The following is an 18,437-nucleotide window of genomic DNA, read 5'->3' as shown; positions in this document are numbered from 1 at the left end:
TCATTCCTCCCAGGTCGCCGTTATCGGCCGTTATGCGCGGCCTTGCGGTCGCGTTGACGACGACATTGACTGAAGGGAAGGCGGCTGGAGAGATCGACTTTGGTCGAGGGCTCGGCGGTCGCTCAGCCGTCGATGGAGATGACCGGACCCAGGCGCGGCTGGCGCTGGCCGCGACGGGTGCTGCGCCGTTTCAACGCCTCGCGAATGCGGTTCTGCATGGGATTGTCGACGGTGAAGTGGAAGGCGAAGGCGAAGGCGACCGCCGCCAGGACGCCCAGGCCCCACAGGCCCCAGTGGACGGCGAGGGGCAGGGCCATGCGGGCCTCCACGGCGTTGACCACCCCGAACCAGGCGATGCGGACCACCTCGTTGGAGATGAACATGGAGAAGGACACCATGGCTGCCGTCTCGACCACTTTGGACGGCTTTTTCACCGGCACGGCGCCCGCCGCCAGGATGATGATCGAGATCAGCGCCAGGGCGATCAAGGCGTGCTTGTCGTGAAGCTCCAGCGCGAAGAAGCCGACGGCGGCCAGCGCCCCGGCCCAGCCGGCCAGACGCGGGGCGATCCAGACCTTCTGGGCGAACCAGGCCAGACACATGCCCAGTAAGAACAGCGGCAGGGCGCGCACGATGCCGTAGCCCATCGGCATCTGATAGACGGGATAGCCCAGGAACGACCAGCACAGCTGGTTGGCGGCCAGATAGACGCCGACCCCGACCGCCAGGGCCGACCATGGGCCCAGCCGCATCAGGCCGCGAATGATCCAGGGGAAGGCCAGATAGCAGCCGATCAGGGCCGAGATCGACCAGGTCGGAGCGTTCCAGCCCAGGCCGCCATGCACGCCATAGGACTGAAGCAGCAGCAGCTGCGCCGGCAGCTGGTCCCAGGCGAACCATTCGGGATTGCGCGGCGGCGCCCCGGCGGCGATGGCCAGCAGCACCAGCCCGACCAGCGACAGGCCCATGATCAGATGGGCCGGGACCACGCGCAGAAACCGCTTCAGGAAGAAGTCGCCCGGCGACATCCGCCCCTTGTCGACCGCCGCCCCATAGACGCGCATCAGCACATAGCCGCTGTCGATCAGGAAGAAGTTGGTCAGCAGAAAGCCGCCGCGCTCGAAGATCGGATTGATCACATGGGCCAGAGGCTCGGGCCCGGCCGCCTGGAAGTGATGCAGGATGATCAGGAAGGCCACGATGAAACGCAGCGCGTCCAACCAGCCGCCGCGCGCGATGCGAACTGTTTCGTTTCGGGACGAAATCAGGGACCAGGGCATCGTCAGCGCCTCCTTCGGTCCCTCGGCCGCAAGGGCCGGGCCAGATCGCTGGCCTAGCCGCGCACCAGACGCAGGAACTCTTCGCGGGTGCGCGGATCGTCGCGCACGACGCCGATCAGGTGGCTGGTCGACAGGCTGGCGCCCGGCGCATTGACGCCGCGCAGGGTCATGCAGCTGTGTTCGGCCTCGATCACCACGCCGACACCGTGCGGGCGCAGGACGGTCTGGATGGCCTCGGCGATCTCGGAGGTCATCTTCTCCTGAATTTGCAGGCGCCGCGCGAAGCCGCGCACCACGCGCGCCAGCTTGGAGATGCCCACGACCCGGTCGGTCGGCAGATAGGCGACGTGCGCCTTGCCCACGACGGGCAGCATATGGTGTTCGCAGAAGCTGACGAACCGGATGTCCTTCAGCACCACAAGCTGGTCATAGCCGCCGGTCTCCTCGAACGTCTTTTCCAGATAGGAAAGCGGATCGACCTCATAGCCCTGGAACAGCTCGCGATAGCTCTTGGCCACCCGGGCGGGGGTTTCCAAGAGGCCCTCGCGCGCGGGGTCGTCGCCCGCCCATTCGATGAGGGTCCGCACGGCGGCTTCGGCTTCGGCCTGGGTGACTTTGGAGGAGCGGGCGTCGGTCATGGTCGGCTACATAGACACAAGCGTAACGGAAGGGGAGGGTCTGCGTCGCGAAGGCGCGGGTTAGCGGCCTGTTAACCATCCTATCGGCATTTTCTGCCCAGTGAGTTTTGGGAGCGCAGGCCGATGAACGGCGCGGAAGTTCTGGACGTCGGACGCGACGCGATCTGGCTGACGATCCAGCTGTGCCTGCCGGTGCTTCTGGTCGGGCTGGTGGTCGGCGTGGTGATCGGCCTGTTCCAGGCCCTGACGCAGATTCAGGAGCAGACCCTGATCTATGCGCCCAAGATCATCGCCATCTTCGTGTCGCTGATCCTGTTCCTGCCGCTGATGGGGGCGCTGCTGGGCGGCTTCATGCGTCAGATCGCGGCCCGTATCGCGGGGATGTAGGTGGAGGCTTACGCCACTGCCGATCAGGTCTGGGCCGGGGGGCTGATCTTCGCCCGGATCGCGGCGATCCTGATGCTGATCCCCGGCTTCGGCGAAGCCTATGTGCCGCCGCGCGTGCGGCTGTCGCTGGCCCTGGTCGTCAGTCTGGCCCTGTGGCCGGTGGTGCGCGGTTCGCTGCCGGGCCTGCCCGACAGCATGGGGCTGATGGTCGGCTGGATCATCCGCGAGGTGGTGGTCGGGCTGATGATCGGCCTCTTGATGCGGATGTTCATGAGCGCCCTGTCGACGGCGGGCGAGATCGTGTCGCTGCAGACCACCCTCAGCTTCGCCCAGACCGCCAACCCGATGCAGGCGCAGCCGGGCACGACCATCGCCGCCTTCCTGACCCTGCTGGGTGTGACGCTGCTGTTCGCCACCGACACCCATCATCTGTTCATCGCCGGCATGGTGGGGTCCTATCAGCTGATCGCTCCGGCCAAGCCGCTGATCATGGCCGACTTCACCCAGATGGCGGTGCGGACCCTGGGCGACAGCTTCATGCTGGGCGTCCAGCTGGCGGCCCCGGTTCTGGTCTTCGCCCTGATCTTCAACCTAGCGTCCGGTCTGGTGGCGCGGGTGATGCCGGCCTTTCAGGTCTATTTCGCCGCCGCCCCGCTCAGCGTCATCCTGGGCCTGTCGATCTTCGCCCTGAGCCTGGGGGCGCTGGGGACCATCTTCATCGACCGCTACCGTCGTCTGGCGGAGTATTTCGTGATGGGAGGCGCCGGTGGCTGAAGGCGCCGATCCCGAGTCGAAAACCGAAGAGGCGACCCCGCGAAAGCTTGAGGACGCGCGAAAGAAGGGCGACGTCGCCAAATCCGCGGACGTCGCCCAGGTCCTGTCCCTGGCCGGGGCGGCGGCGGTGATCCTGATGACCGGCGGCTGGTTCGCCTCGTCCATCGCCGAACAGATGCTGCCCTTCATCGCCGCCCCGCATCAGATGCTGGGCACGCTGAACTCGGGCGCGGGCAACCAGATCATGGTGCGCGCCGTCTGGGCCGTCGCGCCCTTCCTGGGGGCCGTCATGCTGGCCACCATCGTCGGCGGCGCGGGCGGCAATCTGGCCCAGTCGGGTCTGGTCTTCACCGCCGAGAAGCTCAAGCCCAAATGGTCGGCGATCAGTCCGATGCAGGGGTTCAAACGCCTGTTCGGTCCCGACGGTCTGGTGCAGTTCCTCAAGACCTTCCTGAAACTGGTCGCCGTCTGCGTGGTCTGCTGGATGGTGCTGAAGCCCCACGCCCGCGAGTTCGAGAACCTGGTCGCCGTCAGCCCCCTGGCCATCCTGCCGCTGGCGCGGGACATGGCGATCTCGCTGTTCGTCTCGGCCATTATCCTGTTGGGCGCGACGGCGGGGGCGGACTTCATCTGGCAGAAGATGCGCTTCGCCAAGCGGATGCGAATGACCAAGGAGGAACTGAAGGAGGACTTCAAACAGTCCGAGGGCGACCCCCACGTCAAGGCCAAGCTGAAGCAGATTCGCATGCAGCGCAGCCGCCAGCGGATGATGGCCAATGTGCCCAAGGCCACGGTCATCGTCACCAACCCGACCCACTATTCGGTGGCCCTGCGCTACGAGCCGGATCAGGGCGACGGGGCGCCGGTCTGCGTGGCCAAGGGCGTCGACGCCCTGGCCATGCGTATCCGGGAGGTGGCGACCGAACACGGGGTGCCGATCGTCGAGAACGTGCCCCTGGCCCGCGCCCTCTATGCGACGGTCGATGTGGACGAGGTCATTCCGCGCGAGCATTTCGACGCCGCCGCCAAGATCATCGGCTTCGTCTTCCAGTCGCGCGCGCGCCGGTAAGGCGGCGTCAGGATTTGAGCGTATGATGAAGTGCTTGATTCGCGAGGCCGTATGACGTCCACCCGCCGCTCTCCGTTCGATCTGTTGTCCGCCGTGATGGCGTTCGGCGTCGTCGTGGCGATCGCGGCCTTGGCCTATCCGGCGTTTCGCGACAATCCGACCTCGGCGCCGGGGCTGATGCTGATTTTGACGGTGGGGGCGATTTCCCTGATCGGCCTGTTCGGCTTCCGGCGGGCGGCGAACGCCAAATCCAACGGCGACGCGGCCATAGAGATGCTGGACGCCATGGCCGAACCGGCGGCCCTGGTGTGGGATTCGGGACAGATACTGGCCTTCAACGCCGCCTGGGCCGAGGCCAACGGCTCCACCACCGCCCTGCCGCGCGGCAAGTCGGCCCAAGCCCTCTACATGGCCTTCGCCCAGGCGCGGAAGGGCGAGCCGGGCCGCGCCATCGTCCTGATCGGCCAGCGCGAGGTCGAGGTGGTGATCGGCCGGGTCGGAGAGGGGCGGTTCCTGATGCGGGCGGCGCCCGACGCGGTCCTACCCATCGCCTCGACCCATCTGCCGTCGCCCGTCGCCGCCGTGACCGGGGAAGCCCGCGCCATGGCCGCCGGGGCGCCGTTCGGCTCGGCCGTGATCGGCGGCGACGACCTGTTCGCCGGGCGGGCGGAAGAGGCCAATCCGGCCTTGGCCGTCCTGACCGGCCCGGCCGCCGCGCGCGACGCCGCCTTCGGCCATCTGTTCGATCCCTCGGGCGTGGCCGAGGCGCGGACCAAGCTGGCGGCCGGATCGTCGGGGCCTGTCGAACTGGTCGCGCGCGCCTATCCCGACAAGATGCTGCATCTGTATGTGGCGCCCGAGGGCGAGCGCCGTCGAATCTGGCTGTTCGACGTCTCGTCGCAGAAGTCGATGGAGCTTCAGCTCAACCAGGCCCAGAAGATGCAGGCCGTGGGCCAGCTGGCCGGCGGCGTGGCGCACGACTTCAACAATCTGCTGACCGCGATCCAGCTTCAGCTGTCGGGCCTGCTGGAGCGCCACCCGGTCGGCGATCCGTCCTACGAAGGGTTGAACGAAATCCGCCAGACGGCCATTCGTGCCGCCGATCTGGTCAGGAAGCTGCTGGCCTTCTCGCGCAAGTCCACGGTGCGGCGCGAGCGGCTGGACCTGGGCGAACTGGTGGGCGAGTTCGCCATCCTGCTGCGGCGGCTGCTGCGCGAGGACGTGCGGCTGGAGACCGACTACGGCCGCGACCTGCCGGTGGTTCTGGCCGACAAGTCCCAGCTGGAGACGGCGGTGATGAACCTGGCGGTCAACGCCCGCGACGCCATGCGCGGCGTGGTCGAGCCGGGATCGGGCGTCGTCACCATCACCACGCGGCGTCTGACCGCCGAGGAGGCGCGTGGCCTGGGCTGGGCCGACGCCCCGACCAGCGAGGTCGCCCTGATCGAAGTGTCCGACACCGGCCCCGGCGTGCCGCCCGAACTGCTGGACAAGATCTTCGAGCCCTTCTTCACCACCAAGGCGGTCAACGAGGGCACCGGCATGGGCCTGGCCACCGTCTATGGCATCGCCCAGCAGGCGGGCGGCCATATCGCGGTCAGCAATGTCGAGGGGGCCGGTGCGGCCTTCCGCCTGTTCCTGCCGGCCGCCGGCGAGGCGGAACTGGCCGAGGTTCAGCCGGTCGAGGTCAAGGCCAAGGCGCCGCGCGACCTGTCCGGCGCCGGCCGCATCCTGTTCGTCGAGGACGAGGACGCCGTGCGCGGCATCGCCGCCCGCCTTCTGCGCCAGCGCGGCTATGAGGTGATCGAGGCGGCGGATGGCGAGGAGGCCCTGCTGCTGGCCGAGGAACACGCCGGCCAGATCGACATGATGATCTCCGACGTCATCATGCCCGGCCTGGACGGTCCGTCGCTGCTGAAGAAGGCGCGGCCCTATCTGGGCGATGCGCCGGTCATGTTCATCTCCGGCTATGCCGAAAGCGACTTCTCGGACCTGTTGCAGGACGAGACGGGCGTGTCCTTCCTGCCCAAGCCGCTGGACATCAAGACCCTGGCCGAGCGGGTGAAGCAGGAGCTGCACGCGGCCTGACGGCGGCGGCGGGCGTCGTCCGGGTCAGGCGGCCCGGCGCAGGGCGGACGGCGCCTTGACGTACAGGCCCCGGCGGCCGTTGACGGGGCGGAAGGCCACCGTCTCGCCTTCCAGACGCTCGTCGGCGCCCAGGAACAGGCAGCCGTCGTCCACCAGCCGCCGCTCCAGCCCGTCCAGCAGCCGCGCGCGCCGCGCCGGCTCCATGTCGCTCAGCACATTGCGGCAGAAGATGACGTCGAACCGGGCGTCGTCGGTCGGTTCGTCCAGCAGATTAGCGCGTCCGAACCGCACGGCGTCGGCCAGCTCCGCCTTGACGATCCACTGGTCCTCCATCGGCTCGAACCAGCGCAGCATGGTCCGCGCCGTCAGGCCGCGCTGGATTTCGAAGCCGGTATAGAGGCCCGAGCGGGCCTTCTCGATGGCGCGTTGCGACAGGTCGGTGGCGATCAGGTCGACGGCGGTGTCCGTCTCCAGCGCCGCCATGGCGATGGACCAGGCTTCCTGGCCCGTGGAGCAGCCCGCCGACCAGATCTTGACCCGCCCGTCGGGGCGCGCCTTGGCCAGGGCCGGCAGAAGTTCGGCCTGAAGGATGCGGAACGGCTCGCGGTCGCGCCGGAACCAGGTTTCGACGTTCAGCAGCACCTCGATCACCGCCCAGGCCTGGGAGGCGACCGGATTGGCCCACAGATTGGCCAGCAGCGCCTCGACATTGGCGTATCCCTCGCGCCGCGCCACGGGCCCCAGCCGGTGTTCGGCCAGGTGGATGCGATCCCGCGACAGGCGATAGCCGGCGCGGGTGGCGAGAAGGGATTGCAGCTTGTCGAAATCGTCCGGCGTCATGCGGCGATCGCTCCGACCTCCATCAGCTTGGACTGCAGGATTTCGCCGTCGAACGGCTTCATCACATAGTCGTCGGCCCCGGCGGCCAGGGCCTCGGCGATCCGCTCGGGTCGGGTCTCGATGGTGCAGAACAGCACCTTGGGCCGGTCCCCGCCGATGGTGGCGCGCAGGCGGCGCAGGAAGGTGATCCCGTCCATCACCGGCATGTTCCAGTCCAGCAGGACGACATCGGGCATGGCGCCGATGCAATAGGCCAGGGCCTCGGCGCCGTCGGCGGCCTCGTCGACCTCATAGCCCAGGCCCTCGATGACCCGACGCGCGACCTTGCGGATGATGCGGCTGTCGTCGACGATCAGGCAGGTTCGAAAATTCATGGCCCTCTCCTTGATGCTGCGACAGGGTTCGCCCCGGGATGTTCAGGACGATCATTGCCCTGATGCCAGTTAACGAGTCGTTTGGGAACGGCCTCAGGCGGGCATTCGGGCCACCAGGGCGACCTTGCCGTCCTCAACCTTGACGTGCAGCGCGCCGCCGGCCTCCGTCACCGTCAGCCACAGCCAATAGGGTTGAATCCACTGGCCCGCCAAGCCTTCGGTCAGGCGCTCGCCCGCCAGACCCACCGCCGCCTCGGGCTTCAGCCGCGCGCGGGCGCCCTCGGCGAAACCCTCCAGATAGAGGAAGCCGTCCTCGATCCGCGACTGGATCACCGCCGAACCGCCCATCGGCAGGGCGCCGGCGGTCAGATAGGCCAGATTGGTCAGGGCCCGCGCCTGGGGCTTGGAGAATTCGCCGTCCGCGATCCGCCAGTCCATCGTGGCCCGACCGCCCTGGGTCATGCCGACCAGCAGGCTTTCCAGCTCGCGCGCGGTGAACCGTTCGCTGGTGGTGGCGGCGCCGAACGCCACGCGGGCGTAATGGACCAGGGCCACCATCTTGCGGGCGCTCTGTTCGATCAGGGCCAGGGCGTCGTCGCGCATGTCCTGGGCCGCCGGGTCCTGCATCAGGTCCAGGCCCGAAACGATGGCGCCCGACGGGCTGATGAAGTCATGGCACAGCTTGGCCGCGACATAGGTGGCCAGTTCGGTTCCATCGACGGGAAGGTCGAGAGGCGCGGCGTCGGCGTCGTCGGTCAGGGTCATGGCGGCTGGGTTGCTCGGATCACAGTTCGGGTCGCGCGCGAAGTTGACGTGATTTGCCGGTTCATGGAACCGCCCGGATGGTCTATCGACCCGCCAATGACGACCGCCTCCTCCATCACAGCCCCCGTCCACGTCGATCTCGAACGCGATCTGAAATCGGGCGCCCTCGCCCTGGCCATCGCCGAGATCGCGGAGGAGGCCGCCCGGCTGATCCTGCCCTATTGGCGGGCCGGAACGGCGGTCGAGACCAAGTCCGACGACAGCCCCGTCACCCAGGCGGACCGCGCCGCCGAGGCCTTGATCCTGGAGCGGCTGGCGGCCGCCTATCCCGGCGTCCAGACCGTGGCCGAAGAGGCGGTGTCCGCCAACGGCGCGCCCGCCTCGGCCGAGGACTGGTTCTGGCTGATCGATCCGCTGGACGGCACGCGCGGCTTCGTGCGCGGGGGCGAGGCCTTCACCGTCAACATCGCCCTGATGCACGCCGGCTATCCGGTCGCGGGCGTGGTGACGGCGCCGGCGACCTCGACCACCTGGCGCACCGACAGGCCCGAGGGCGGCGCCTTCCGGCGTCAGTTCGGCGCCCTTCAGGCCGGAGAGGCCCATGCCGGCGAGGACTGGCGCCCCATTCGCGTGCGCGACCGTCCGCGCGACGGTCTGGCCCTGTTGAGCCACAGCGTCACCGACGAGGAGGCCGCGCGTCTCGCCGCCCGCCACGGCTGCACCCGCTGGCAGGGTACGGATTCCTCGCTGAAATTCTGCCTGATCGCCGAGGGACGGTTCGACGCCTATCCCCGCACCGGCCCGACCTCGGAATGGGACACGGCGGCGGGTCAGGCGGTTCTGGAGGCGGCCGGCGGTCGCGTTCTGGCCGACGACGGTCAGCGGCTGGGCTACGGCAAGCCCCGATTTCTCAACGGCCCCTTCGTCGCCATGGGCGGCTGAGGCGCGCTCCTAGTTCCGCGCGCTGGCCAGCAAACCTTCCGCCCGTTCGGCCAGGACATCGACGCCCCGTTCGCGCGCCGTCATCGCCGCCTCGCCCAGGATCAGCCCCAGACCGCCGGCCTCGGCGCCTGTCAGCCGGCGGCGGGCCAGCAGAATCTCGGCCATGCCGATCTGGTCCGCGGACCAGTCCAGCGGCGTCGCCTCCGACATCCGGGCGCGCAACCGCGTCTCCAGCGTCATCAGGGCCGCCAGGTCGCCGACCGCCTCGGCCAGGGCGACCTCGCGGGTGATCCGCCGTTCGCGCACCACGGCCCCCAGCGCCAGATCGCGGCCCTGGGTCAGGCTTTCCGCCTGGGCCAGCAGCATCAGCGGCTGCGCCTCGTCGCCGGCGCGCAGGATCTGGATGGCCACCCAGTCCAGGGGACTGTGATCCGGGGTGAACTGGTCGGCGGCGGCGTCGAACATGGTCCGCGCCTGGGCGCGCGCCGCCTGATGTCCCGCTATGGCGGCCAAGGCCGACAAACCGGCGCCGCACAGCGCCAGCGCCCGCGCGCGCGTCAGCGGCCGGTGATCGGGAGAAGCGGTCTCGACCAAGGCGCCCAGGCTGCGACCCGCCTGGTCCAGCAGGCGCACGTCACGCCGCGCCACGCCCGTTTCCAGGGTCAGAGCGGCGTGATCCATCCTCAGGTCCAGATCGTTGGCCGCATCGCCCTGAACCGCCGCCTCCATCAGGCCGCCGGCCTCGACCAGACTGTCGATATCCCCGGCCAGCCGCGCCGTGCGGGCCTTCAACCGGGCATGGATCGCCGCCAAGGTCGAGGCCGCCTGCCGCCCGCGCGGGCGGCGAACGCTGGCCAGCAGCGCCAGGGCGCGGTCAAGCCGCTCGGGGCCGCCGCACAGGTCGAACCGCAGCAGGACCGCCGCCGCGCCGTCCGCCGCCGCCAGGGCCGTCTGATCCTCGGTCGACGCCGCGCGCGCCAGGCTATCGGCGCAGCGGTCCGCCCGGTCCAGGCTTTCGGCGGCGCCCGTCCGCCGGGCATGTTCGCGCCACAGGGCGGCGGCCCGGTGTTCGGTCTCGAACGGGCGGTTGCAGGACACCCGACCCGCATCGATGGACTCGCGCAACGCCTCCGCCCGTAGCAGGTCGGGACCGATCAGCTCGACCCAGCCCAAATCTTCGCTCTCTCGCGCCTGGGCGAAGAGTTTTCGAAGATCGCGGCCGAATTCGAACATGCGCTGGACCTCTGTAATCCCGCTTCGGGACGCAGACTGCGTCGCTTGCAGCGTCCAATGCAAACGCAGCGCCGCCAAAGCGGTTCGCTTCGGCTTATCCACAGGTGCGGGCGCGGGCCTCAGCCCAGGTTCGGCGTCTTCTGCTGACAGCGTTGCAGGGTCGCCCTGGCTTGGGTCGCATCGCCGCTCAACTGGCGCACGGCGGCGATGCGGGCGCGGGTCTGGTCGGCCTCTGCGGCGGGGGCGGGCTTGCCGGCGACGGTCGCGGCCTGCATCGCCGCCAGCGACCAGTACAGCGCCGCATCGTAAAGCCTGCGTCCCTGAGCGCTTTCGCCGCCCTCCAGCTCCGACGCCGCTTGGGTCAGGCCCGCGCAGCGCACGGCCTCCTCATAGGAGATCAACACCACGGACGGTGCGGCCTGCAGCATCAGGGCGGCGCTGGTTAGGGCGAACAGCAAGGGCATCGGTCCTTCGGCGCGGATGCGCCCGACATCCGACCATGGCCCAGACGCGGGGCCGAATAAAGTCCGAAGCGGCGCCGTGGGCCGGTCAGCCCGATCTCAGCCGCGTTCGCGCGTCTTGGTGAAGGCGATCTTGGGGAAACGCTCGCCGACATAGCCGGTCTCCCAGCTGGACTTGGCCAGGAAGACCGGGGCCTGGTCGATGTCGCGGGCCATCTGGGGTCGGTATTTGCCCGAGAAATCCTCGACGTCCGCCTCCGTCCCGCCGATCCAGCGCGCCTCGGCGTAGGGGCTGGGTTCGAAGACGACGTCCAGACCGTATTCTTCGCCCAGTCGGTCGGCCATGACCTCGAACTGCAGCTGGCCCACGGCGCCGACGATGAAGTCCGATCCGATCTCGGGCCGGAACAGCTGGGTCACGCCTTCCTCGGCCAGACCCTCCAGCGCCTTCTTCAGGTGTTTGGCCTTCAGCGGGTCCTTGACCCGGACCCGTTGCAGGATTTCCGGCGCGAAGTTGGGCAGGCCGGCGAACCGCACCACCCCGCTTTCCGACAGGCTGTCGCCGACGCGCAGCACGCCGTGGTTCGGAATGCCGATCACATCGCCCGCAAAGGCGTCGTCGGCCAGTTCGCGGTCCGAGGCGAAGAACATGATCGGGGCGTTCACCGACAACGACTTGCCCGTGTTCTGCACCTTCAGCTTCATGCCGCGCTTGAAGGCGCCCGACGCCATGCGGAACATGGCGATCCGGTCGCGGTGGTTGGGGTCCATGTTCGCCTGGACCTTGAAGACGAAGCCGGTGACCTCGTTCGATCCCGGCTCGACCTCGGTTTCGACGGGGGCGGGGGCGTTGCGGGTCTCGGGCGGGGATTCCTTCCTGGCCTTCATGACCTTGGGCGCCGGAGCCCAGTCGCCGATGGCCTTCAGCAGTTCGTCGATGCCGAAGTGGCGCAGCGCCGAACCCCACAGAACCGGCGTCATATGCCCTTCCAGGAAGGCCTTGCGGTCAAACGCCGGATAGCCGCCCTCGACCAGTTCGACGGCCTCGGCCAGATTATCCTGCTCGCCCGCCTCGAAATACTGCGCCGCCTGATCCAGCGGCAGGGCGGCGGGGTGTTCGGGGTCTTCGGCCGAGCCAGCGGCCTTGCGGGTATAGGGCTGGAAGCGGCCGGTCCCGACCTCGACCATGCCGCGCAGGCGATTGCCGCTCTCGGCCGGCCACCAGATCGGCGCGGGGTCCAGCTGAAGGCGCGATGCGATGTCGTCCAGCAGGGCCATCGGGTCCTGCGCCTCGCGATCCAGCTTGTTGATGAAGGTGATGATCGGAATGTCGCGCAGGCGGCAGACCTCGAACAGCTTCAGCGTCTGCGGTTCGATCCCCTTGGCGGCGTCCAGCACCATGATGGCGCAGTCGGCGGCGGTCAGGGTGCGATAGGTGTCTTCCGAAAAGTCCTCGTGCCCCGGCGTGTCCAGCAGGTTGAACATCTTGCCGTCGTGCTCGAACGTCATGACCGAGGCGCTGACGGAAATCCCGCGCTCCTTCTCGATCTTCATCCAGTCCGAACGGGTCCGGCGGTTCTCGCCCCGCGCCCGCACCGCGCCGGCCGCGCGAATGGCGCCGCCGGCCAAGAGGATATGCTCGGTCAGGGTGGTTTTACCGGCGTCCGGGTGGGCGATGATGGCGAACGTCCGCCGGCGCGCGGCTTCTTCGGGCAGGGTCAATGAGGACATGGCGCGCGACTACCCCGCCGCGCGCCGAAAGTCACTCGCTGGCGGGCTTGGGAGTGGATTCAGGTGGCGTTTCCGGCGTTTCCTCCGGTTCGCTGATCTGGGGGGGCGCGGCGTCTTGCGTGACCGTCGGCAGAGCCTGTCCGTTTTCGATGGCCGCGATCATGCGCGACGCCAGGGTCGAGGCCACTCCGCCATGCGGATTGTTGGCCAGGGGGTTAAGCGCGGCTACGGCTTCATCCCTCTTTCCGGTTTCGACCAGCGCGTTTGCGTAGGGGAACCGAATGGCGGCGAGTTGAGGCGCGCGGTCCAACGCCAATCCCAGCGTCAGAATGTCGTTCTCGTTGGGATAACCGGGCTGCGTCCGACGCAATTCGGACAGCAGCATCAGCGTGCGGTAGTCGTTCTGGCCAACCTCATAGGCGCGGGCCAGATAAGCGCGCGCCTGACCGCGAAGGCGCACGGTCTCATCATCGTCTTCGGCCTCTCGCGCCTGCTTCAATCGTTCCTGGGCGAGAAACTGCAAGGCCTCTACATTGTCAGGATCGATCTCCAGAAGGCGTTGAAGCGCCCGCTCGCCAGCCGCGCGATCACCGAAATGCAGACCGGCGTGGCCGGTGGCGAGCAGCGCCAATGGATCGTCGCCATGTCGGGTCGCCAGTCGGGCGACCTCCTGGCCAAGCGCCTGACGGTCACTGTTCGGCACACCAATCTTCAGGCGCTGGTTGATCAACAATAGATCGTCCGCAGCCTGTGACTGACGTTCAACCACGATCTCCGCCGTGGGGAATTGGCCGCTGATCTTGGTGCGCGTCAGCCGTTCGCGCGTATAGCGCCGCAGGCTGGCGCGCAATTGCTCCAAGGTCATGCCCGTCGCCTGTTGCATCGCGGCGATGGAATCCTCCCCGTCGGCGACGGTCGTGAGATAGGTTTGCAACTGCTCAAGTCGTTCGGGCGTACTGTAAAACCAATGCGTAAGCAGCCAGGCGATGGGATAGTAGGTTGAGCGCTGGCTTGAGTTTCGGATTTCGCCAGGACGTTTCGTCAACAGCACTTCCAGAGGAATCCAGCTCTCCGCCATGATCCAATAGGCGCGGTTCTGGTTGAAGCCGCCGAGCGTGACTTCGCGGTCTCGCACGTCGATTTCCGCCGTCGCATAATATTCGGCGAAGCCTTCGACGAACCACGCCGGATAAGATCCGGGGAAATTCCCCAACATGAAGTGGTGAGCATACTCGTGCATCAACACTTCGTCGCCTGATATGCCGTTTCCATCGCCGCGAATGGCGACGGCGAAGATGTCTTCTTCGGTCGGGAAGTAGGTGCCGACGACGTTTTCGCCGCTTTGAGGATGAACGCGCAACAAGGCGCCTCTTCCCCTGACCAGATAGATGGGAAGTTTTCGAGGCGGCTCCGTCGTTATTGGGAGGCCTGATCGGAATTGCATGACGCGGTCAAACATTTCCAGCTTCTGAACGTAGTCGCGCAAGGCGCGCTCGCCGCTATCGCTGTAAACGATGAACCGCTCGCTTTCCGCGCGCAGCCAGTCCGCATGTGCGGCCCTGGGCGTCGCCCAGGCCGACAGCCCCAAAACGACCGCCGCCACGCCGGTCCCGATCAGACGCCTCATGAATAATCCCACCCCGCTTAGGCCTCATGATCGCAAGGGTTGTGCCGGCGAGTAAAGTTCGAAGTGGGCGAAATCGCTGGATCACGATGTTGCGCCAGATCAAATAACCCCTCGTCAGCAGGGACTATTGGAGTCATGGTCGGGTTCGAGGCGCTGATCGGGCCGACAGAGTTCGACGCCCTCGCCCGGATTTGTCCGGGATCATAGGGAAAGGAAACGAACGATGGCTGTGATCCATCCTCAAGACCGCATCGCCCACATTCGCGCCGACCGTAACGCCCTGCGCCGACCTCTGCATCCGGCCCTGGGACTTGCGATCGGCTTCGGCTTCATCATTGCGACGGCGACGGTCGTACACATCGTGTTCAACGCGGTGATGTGATTAGAGGGTCTTAGGGAACCGATCTCAGGCGGCCATGCGGTTCCAGACGGCGCGGTCGGCGGCGACGGCGTTCAGGCGACGGCCCTTGGCCTGGAGCTGATGCATGACCAGGTCGGGCAGGGCGCAGAAGCGCGGTTCGACCAGATCGGGATCGCAGGCGACGGCGGGGGCGGCGAACAGGGCGGCGTTCACGTCCGGGCTGCGTTCGGCGATCAGCCAGGCCAGGCGACGCGCGCGCTGGGGATCGTTGCGGTGGAGCATCGGGTCCTCGGCGAACAGTTCGCAGCCCAGTTCCAGCACATAGTCGAAGGACAGCTTCTCGAACCGGCGCGTGTCGGCGGCCGTGACCGGGCAGGCCTCGTCCAGGTCGAACACCACGTCGTTCAGAAGAAACAGCATCGGAAAAGCACTCGACCGGGCCGGACGCGATGTCGTCCGTAGGGTCACAATAGGCGCCGCCGCTTGCGGTCTCGTTCACGGACGCGGTTAAGCGTTTCTGACCGTCGGCGGGGCGGCTAGACGAAAAGCTAAGGCGATGACGCGACGTGACCCTTGCGCTGTCGTGTCGGCTCCGCTTACCTGATCACGCATTGTTACAGGTCGCCCCCCCGCATGGGCGTCGACCTCAGGGAGCCGCTGTCATGACCATCCATGAAGATCGCGCCGGGTTGAGCGTCGCGGGCGAACTGATCGCCTTGATCGAACGGGAGGTGCTGCCGGGGCTGGGGCTCGACGCCGCCGCCTTCTGGTCGGGCGCGGCGACGATCTTCGAACGGTTCGCGCCGGAGAACCGGGCGCTGCTGGACCGGCGCGACGCCCTGCAGGACCGGATCGACGACTGGCATCGGGCGCGGCGGGGCCAGCCCTATGACGTGGCGGCGTCCGAAGCCTTCCTGCGCGAGATCGGCTATCTGGTTCAGGAGCCGCAGCCGTTCACCATCACGACCGAGGGTGTGGACGCCGAGATCGCGCGGATGGCCGGGCCGCAGCTGGTGGTGCCGGTGCTGAACGCCCGCTTCCTGCTGAACGCCGCTAATGCGCGGTGGGGCAGCCTGTATGACGCCCTTTACGGCACGGATGCGCTGGGCGATCTGCCTGCGGGCGGCGGCTACGATGTCGAACGCGGCGCGCGGGTCGTGGCGCGCGCCAAGGCGTTTCTGGACGAGGCGGCGCCCCTGGCCACGGGATCGCACGCCGATGTCGCCGGCTGGTCGGTGGTCGACGGCGCCCTGTCGCCGGCGTTGAGGTATGCGGGGCAGTTCGTCGGTTTCCGGGGAGAAGCCTCGGCGCCGTCGTCGATCCTGTTGACCCACAACGGCCTGCATATCGAACTGGTCATCGACCGCAGCCATCCGGTCGGGCGGGGCGATGCGGCGGGGCTGGCGGACGTGGTGCTGGAATCGGCCTTGTCGACCATCGTCGATCTGGAGGATTCCGTCGCCGCCGTCGATGCGGCGGACAAGGCCGAAGCCTATCGCAACTGGCTGGGCCTGATGCGCGGCGACCTGTCGGCGACCTTCATGAAGGGCGGCGAGACCCTGACCCGCGCGCTGGAGCCGGATCGGCAATGGACGGCGCCGGATGGAGGGGCGGTGACGCTGAAGGGGCGGTCGCTGCTGTTCGTGCGCAATGTCGGACATCTGATGACCACGCCGGCCATTCGTCTGGCGGACGGGTCCGAGGCGCCCGAGGGGATCATGGACGCCATCGTGACCAGCCTGATCGCCCTTTACGACATCAAGGGCCAGAAAAGCAGGAATGGGGGTGGGTTCGGCAACAGCGCCACCGGCTCGGTCTATATCGTCAAACCCAAGATGCACGGGCCGGACGAGGCGGCCTTCACAGACCGGCTGTTCGATGCGGTCGAGGACCTGCTGGCCCTGCCGCGCCATGCGATCAAGGTCGGGGTGATGGACGAGGAACGGCGGACATCGGCCAATCTGGCGGCTTGCATCCACGCGGTGAAGGACCGGATCGTCTTCATCAACACCGGCTTCCTGGACCGCACGGGCGACGAAATCCACACCGCCATGCAGGCCGAGCCGGTGGTGCGAAAGGCCGACATCAAGTCCAGCGCCTGGATCGCCGCCTATGAGGCTCGAAACGTCGCCATCGGCCTGAAATGCGGCCTGTCGGGACGGGCCCAGATCGGCAAGGGAATGTGGGCGGCGCCCGACCGCATGGCGGACATGCTGGAGCAGAAGATCGGTCATCCGAAGACGGGCGCCAACACCGCCTGGACGCCCTCGCCGACGGCGGCGACCCTGCACGCGCTGCACTATCATGCGGTCGATGTGTTCGCGGTTCAGAAGACGGTCGCGGACCAGCCCACGCCGGGTCTGGAGGCCCTGCTGACCCCGCCGCTGGCGAACGGCGTCAACTGGTCTGACGAAGAGGTGGCGGCCGAACTGGACAACAACGCCCAGGGCATCCTCGGCTATGTGGTGCGCTGGATCGATCAGGGCGTCGGCTGCTCCAAGGTGCCGGACATCCACGACATCGGCCTGATGGAGGACCGGGCCACCCTGCGGATCAGTTCGCAGCATATCGCCAATTGGCTGCTGCACGGGGTCTGCACGGCGGATCAGGTGGACGCCGCCTTCCGGCGCATGGCGGCCAAGGTGGACAGCCAGAATGCGGGCGATTCGCTGTACCGGCCGATGGCGCCCAACCCGGACGCCAGCCTGGCCTATCAGGCGGCGCGGGCCCTGGTGTTCGAAGGCGTCGAACAGCCGAACGGATACACCGAGCCCCTGCTGCACGCTTATCGGCTGAAGGCGAAGGCGGCTTAATCCGCCTGACGGGACGGAGGAGGTGAGGTCGTCTCCGCCGCCTCGTCCTCGTCCGCGGCCATGACGTCGGCGGCGGCGTCGTTGGCGGTCTGGGCGCTGCGTTGAGGGCCGGTCGGGGCGGGCGGAGCGGCGTCGCCGTGGCCCAGGCGTTTCAACGCCTCGTCCCCCTCCAGCCCGAAGGCGCGGCGCAGGCGCACGTCCGTCTGCGGCACCGGCACCTCCACGCCTGCGCCGTCCAGCGCATCGGCGATCAGCCAGGTGTAGGCGGCGTGCATGGCGGCGGGGCGTTTCACGGCGTCGCGCGTGGGCCAGACCACCAGTTCGAACGCCAGCCCCCGATCCCCGAACGCCACCAGCCAGACCTGGCTCTTGCGCGCCTCGGTCTCGGGCAGGGTGAAGGGGCTGGCCTTGGCCGCCTTCAGCACGGCGTCGCGCACCAGACCCCGATCCGACCCATAGGCGACGGTGAAGGGCACATGGATGCGGCGCGTGTCGCCCTTCAGCGTCCAGTTCGTCACGGGCTGTTCGATGAAGCGCGAGTTGGGCACCAGCACATTGACGTTGTCGTTGGTGCGGACGCGGGTGGCGCGCGGGCCGATCTCCATGATCGCGCCGCGAATGCCGATATCCTCGATCTCGATATAGTCGCCGACCGACACCATTCGGTCGAAGATCAAAAAGAGGCCCGACACGAACTCCTTGACCACCCCCTGAAGGCCTAGCCCGACGCCGATGCCGAGCGCGCCCGCGAAGACCGCCAGAGACGACAGGTTCAGTCCCACCGCCGACAGGGCCGCCATCGCCCCGACCACGATGATGCCGTAGCCCGCCAGACGCTCCAGCAGATAGACGGCCTGGCGACTGCGATCCGCCCGTTCGCGCACGCGGCGCAGCGAGCGCGTCACCAGCCAGTGGGCGGCGAAGGCGATCAGGGCGATGACGCCCGCGCTGACCAGCCCGCCCACAGTCAGGTTCGTCCCGGCGATGCGGGCGATCTGCGACCGCTCGATGGCGGTCAGGTCGAGCTTTTGGATCGGCAGGGTCATCGGCATCT

General features: G+C 67.8%; 18 protein-coding genes. 7 read left to right on the top strand and 11 right to left on the bottom strand.

The window, feature by feature from the left end; all coding sequences use genetic code 11:
- Positions 1-122: 122 nt before the first annotated feature.
- Both SH203_RS09960 and folE read right to left on the bottom strand, forming a co-directional pair.
- A complete protein-coding gene (locus SH203_RS09960; RefSeq protein ID WP_087120783.1) occupies positions 123-1,280 on the bottom strand; it encodes an acyltransferase in 1,158 nt (385 codons plus the stop codon).
- 53 nt (positions 1,281-1,333) lie between these two features.
- Positions 1,334-1,918 (bottom strand): GTP cyclohydrolase I FolE, encoded by a 585-nt coding sequence (gene folE / locus SH203_RS09955; protein WP_087120782.1) that lies wholly within the window; start codon positions 1,916-1,918, stop codon positions 1,334-1,336.
- A gap of 123 nt (positions 1,919-2,041) precedes the next feature.
- Between folE and fliQ the strand changes: the two genes are divergently transcribed.
- From fliQ to cckA, 4 genes are read left to right on the top strand one after another with little or no spacing between them, the layout of a single operon-like run.
- A complete protein-coding gene (gene fliQ, locus SH203_RS09950) occupies positions 2,042-2,305 on the top strand; it encodes a flagellar biosynthesis protein FliQ (RefSeq protein ID WP_017505641.1) in 264 nt (87 codons plus the stop codon).
- Complete coding sequence (gene fliR, locus SH203_RS09945; RefSeq protein ID WP_087120781.1) at positions 2,306-3,079, top strand: flagellar biosynthetic protein FliR; 774 nt, start codon at positions 2,306-2,308, stop codon at positions 3,077-3,079. It begins immediately after the preceding gene.
- A complete protein-coding gene (gene flhB / locus SH203_RS09940; protein ID WP_087120780.1) occupies positions 3,072-4,148 on the top strand; it encodes a flagellar biosynthesis protein FlhB in 1,077 nt (358 codons plus the stop codon). Before fliR ends, flhB begins: the two co-directional genes overlap by 8 nt.
- Positions 4,149-4,199: 51 nt before the next feature.
- The gene (gene cckA / locus SH203_RS09935; protein ID WP_087120779.1) at positions 4,200-6,236 is read left to right on the top strand and encodes a cell cycle histidine kinase CckA; all 2,037 of its coding nucleotides are present in this window, start codon (positions 4,200-4,202) and stop codon (positions 6,234-6,236) included.
- Positions 6,237-6,260: 24 nt separating this feature from the next.
- Here the strand turns inward: cckA and SH203_RS09930 are convergent, their stop codons facing one another.
- From SH203_RS09930 to chpT, 3 genes are all read right to left on the bottom strand, one after another.
- Entirely contained in the window at positions 6,261-7,076 is an 816-nt protein-coding gene (locus SH203_RS09930) for a protein-glutamate O-methyltransferase CheR (protein ID WP_087120778.1), read from the bottom strand.
- On the bottom strand, positions 7,073-7,450 hold the full coding sequence (locus SH203_RS09925) for a response regulator (protein WP_087120777.1): 378 nt from the start codon (positions 7,448-7,450) through the stop codon (positions 7,073-7,075). The genes SH203_RS09930 and SH203_RS09925 overlap by 4 nt, the downstream gene beginning before the upstream one ends.
- 93 nt (positions 7,451-7,543) lie before the next feature.
- Positions 7,544-8,215: a histidine phosphotransferase ChpT gene (chpT, locus tag SH203_RS09920; protein ID WP_087120776.1), complete on the bottom strand. Its 672-nt coding sequence runs from the start codon at positions 8,213-8,215 to the stop codon at positions 7,544-7,546.
- A 96-nt stretch (positions 8,216-8,311) separates the two neighbouring features.
- On the opposite strand from chpT, the gene cysQ reads away from it, so the two are divergent.
- On the top strand, positions 8,312-9,157 hold the full coding sequence (cysQ, locus tag SH203_RS09915; protein WP_087120775.1) for a 3'(2'),5'-bisphosphate nucleotidase CysQ: 846 nt from the start codon (positions 8,312-8,314) through the stop codon (positions 9,155-9,157).
- Between the two features lie 9 nt (positions 9,158-9,166).
- Here the strand turns inward: cysQ and SH203_RS09910 are convergent, their stop codons facing one another.
- From SH203_RS09910 to SH203_RS09895, 4 genes are all read right to left on the bottom strand, one after another.
- Positions 9,167-10,390 (bottom strand): hypothetical protein, encoded by a 1,224-nt coding sequence (locus SH203_RS09910; RefSeq protein ID WP_087120774.1) that lies wholly within the window; start codon positions 10,388-10,390, stop codon positions 9,167-9,169.
- Positions 10,391-10,509: 119 nt separating this feature from the next.
- Positions 10,510-10,854 carry a hypothetical protein gene (locus tag SH203_RS09905; RefSeq protein ID WP_087120773.1) on the bottom strand — a complete coding sequence of 115 codons (345 nt, stop codon included), beginning with the start codon at positions 10,852-10,854 and terminating at the stop codon, positions 10,510-10,512.
- A gap of 96 nt (positions 10,855-10,950) precedes the next feature.
- Complete coding sequence (locus tag SH203_RS09900; protein ID WP_087120772.1) at positions 10,951-12,582, bottom strand: peptide chain release factor 3; 1,632 nt, start codon at positions 12,580-12,582, stop codon at positions 10,951-10,953.
- 31 nt (positions 12,583-12,613) lie between these two features.
- The gene (locus SH203_RS09895) at positions 12,614-14,209 is read right to left on the bottom strand and encodes a hypothetical protein (protein WP_200808894.1); all 1,596 of its coding nucleotides are present in this window, start codon (positions 14,207-14,209) and stop codon (positions 12,614-12,616) included.
- A 223-nt stretch (positions 14,210-14,432) separates the two neighbouring features.
- On the opposite strand from SH203_RS09895, the gene SH203_RS15650 reads away from it, so the two are divergent.
- Entirely contained in the window at positions 14,433-14,591 is a 159-nt protein-coding gene (locus SH203_RS15650) for a hypothetical protein (RefSeq protein ID WP_200808893.1), read from the top strand.
- A 24-nt stretch (positions 14,592-14,615) separates the two neighbouring features.
- On the opposite strand, the gene SH203_RS09890 is transcribed toward SH203_RS15650, so the two are convergent.
- The gene (locus SH203_RS09890; RefSeq protein ID WP_087120771.1) at positions 14,616-14,990 is read right to left on the bottom strand and encodes a hypothetical protein; all 375 of its coding nucleotides are present in this window, start codon (positions 14,988-14,990) and stop codon (positions 14,616-14,618) included.
- A gap of 242 nt (positions 14,991-15,232) precedes the next feature.
- Here SH203_RS09890 and SH203_RS09885 point away from each other — a divergent pair, with 242 nt between their 5' ends.
- On the top strand, positions 15,233-17,383 hold the full coding sequence (locus tag SH203_RS09885) for a malate synthase G (protein ID WP_087120770.1): 2,151 nt from the start codon (positions 15,233-15,235) through the stop codon (positions 17,381-17,383).
- Here the strand turns inward: SH203_RS09885 and SH203_RS09880 are convergent.
- Complete coding sequence (locus SH203_RS09880) at positions 17,380-18,429, bottom strand: mechanosensitive ion channel family protein (RefSeq protein WP_087120769.1); 1,050 nt, start codon at positions 18,427-18,429, stop codon at positions 17,380-17,382. The genes SH203_RS09885 and SH203_RS09880 overlap by 4 nt on opposite strands.
- Between the last annotated feature and the right edge of the window lie 8 nt (positions 18,430-18,437).

The sequence above is a fragment of the Brevundimonas sp. SH203 genome, from assembly GCF_002157625.1.
GTDB lineage: Bacteria > Pseudomonadota > Alphaproteobacteria > Caulobacterales > Caulobacteraceae > Brevundimonas.
The sequence above is the reverse complement of the archived record's forward strand: the minus strand, read 5'-3'. Positions and strand labels throughout refer to the sequence as shown.

Bases quoted from the DNA above. Each gene is read 5' to 3' on its own strand.
- SH203_RS09960 (WP_087120783.1), bottom strand. From the start codon at position 1,280: ATGCCCTGGTCCCTGATTTCGTCCCGAAACGAAACAGTTCGCATCGCG.
- folE (WP_087120782.1), bottom strand. From the start codon at position 1,918: ATGACCGACGCCCGCTCCTCCAAAGTCACCCAGGCCGAAGCCGAAGCC.
- fliQ (WP_017505641.1), top strand. From the start codon at position 2,042: ATGAACGGCGCGGAAGTTCTGGACGTCGGACGCGACGCGATCTGGCTG.
- cckA (WP_087120779.1), top strand. From the start codon at position 4,200: ATGACGTCCACCCGCCGCTCTCCGTTCGATCTGTTGTCCGCCGTGATG.
- SH203_RS09930 (WP_087120778.1), bottom strand. From the start codon at position 7,076: ATGACGCCGGACGATTTCGACAAGCTGCAATCCCTTCTCGCCACCCGC.
- SH203_RS09925 (WP_087120777.1), bottom strand. From the start codon at position 7,450: ATGAATTTTCGAACCTGCCTGATCGTCGACGACAGCCGCATCATCCGC.
- chpT (WP_087120776.1), bottom strand. From the start codon at position 8,215: ATGACCCTGACCGACGACGCCGACGCCGCGCCTCTCGACCTTCCCGTC.
- cysQ (WP_087120775.1), top strand. From the start codon at position 8,312: ATGACGACCGCCTCCTCCATCACAGCCCCCGTCCACGTCGATCTCGAA.
- SH203_RS09910 (WP_087120774.1), bottom strand. From the start codon at position 10,390: ATGTTCGAATTCGGCCGCGATCTTCGAAAACTCTTCGCCCAGGCGCGA.
- SH203_RS09905 (WP_087120773.1), bottom strand. From the start codon at position 10,854: ATGCCCTTGCTGTTCGCCCTAACCAGCGCCGCCCTGATGCTGCAGGCC.
- SH203_RS09900 (WP_087120772.1), bottom strand. From the start codon at position 12,582: ATGTCCTCATTGACCCTGCCCGAAGAAGCCGCGCGCCGGCGGACGTTC.
- SH203_RS09895 (WP_200808894.1), bottom strand. From the start codon at position 14,209: ATGAGGCGTCTGATCGGGACCGGCGTGGCGGCGGTCGTTTTGGGGCTG.
- SH203_RS15650 (WP_200808893.1), top strand. From the start codon at position 14,433: ATGGCTGTGATCCATCCTCAAGACCGCATCGCCCACATTCGCGCCGAC.
- SH203_RS09890 (WP_087120771.1), bottom strand. From the start codon at position 14,990: ATGCTGTTTCTTCTGAACGACGTGGTGTTCGACCTGGACGAGGCCTGC.
- SH203_RS09885 (WP_087120770.1), top strand. From the start codon at position 15,233: ATGACCATCCATGAAGATCGCGCCGGGTTGAGCGTCGCGGGCGAACTG.
- SH203_RS09880 (WP_087120769.1), bottom strand. From the start codon at position 18,429: ATGACCCTGCCGATCCAAAAGCTCGACCTGACCGCCATCGAGCGGTCG.